Origin of the sequence: Corynebacterium mendelii (genome assembly GCF_017307055.1) — a bacterium.
Classification (GTDB): domain Bacteria; phylum Actinomycetota; class Actinomycetes; order Mycobacteriales; family Mycobacteriaceae; genus Corynebacterium; species Corynebacterium mendelii.
Window position 1 is genome coordinate 155,143 of the sequence record NZ_JAFLEQ010000008.1, and the last position, 803, is coordinate 155,945.

2 pseudogenes are annotated in these 803 nt (G+C 75.6%); both read left to right on the top strand.

The features are described 5' to 3' along the window. Positions 1 to 457: pseudogene (locus tag JZY06_RS03995) on the top strand (type II secretion system F family protein); the annotation flags it as partial. A gap of 5 nt (positions 458 to 462) precedes the next feature. Next, positions 463 to 803: pseudogene (locus tag JZY06_RS04000) on the top strand (hypothetical protein); the annotation flags it as partial.

The following is an 803-nucleotide window of genomic DNA, read 5'->3' on the forward strand; positions in this document are numbered from 1 at the left end:
CGCCACCACCGCACCACCTGCCCCGCAGCCGGTGGTGTCGGCGGTGGCCGCAGCCGCCCGCGCCGCCGCGCTGGGCCGCGACGGCGCAGCCGAACTGGTGGCCGCCGGGGAGCAAAGCCCGCAGCTGGCCGCCGTCGGGCGGTTGTGGCGGCTGGCTGTCACCCGCGGTATCGCGGTGGCCGACCTGTTGTCCACCCAGGTCGACAACCTGCAGGCCGCCGCCCGCCACCGGGCCAAAGTGCAGGCGGCACTGGCCGGGCCGAAAACCTCCGCCGGGGTGCTGGCCGGACTGCCGGTGGCCGGAATCGGCCTGGGGGAACTGCTCGGCGGCAACCCGGTGGGATATCTCACCGGCGGTGGCTTCGGCACCGTGTGCCTGGTCGGTGGGACCGCGCTGTTATGCGCCGGAACGCTGTCGGCCCACGCGCTTTTCAACCGGGCAGAAAAGGGGGTGTGACCGCGATGCCGATTCTTGGCGCGGGCACCGCCGCCACGGCACTGCTGGTGGCCGCGGCCCTGTATGTCGCCGACTTGTCACCGGCCGGGCGGCTTGCCCCGGCAACAGGCCACCCCGCCGGCCGGGCCGCCGGGCCGACGGCTGCAGGCACTGCCGCCGAACTGGATATTTTCGCCGCCGTCATCCGGGCCGGGCTGAACCCCGCCGCCGCCTGCGCGGCGGTGGCCGACAGCAGCGGCCATCCCCGCGACGGCCCGTGGGCGACCGCCGCCGTCCTGGCCGGGATGGGGGTTGACCCGGCGCGGGCATACGCCCCGCTGGCCGCCAACCCGCGGCTGGAACAGCT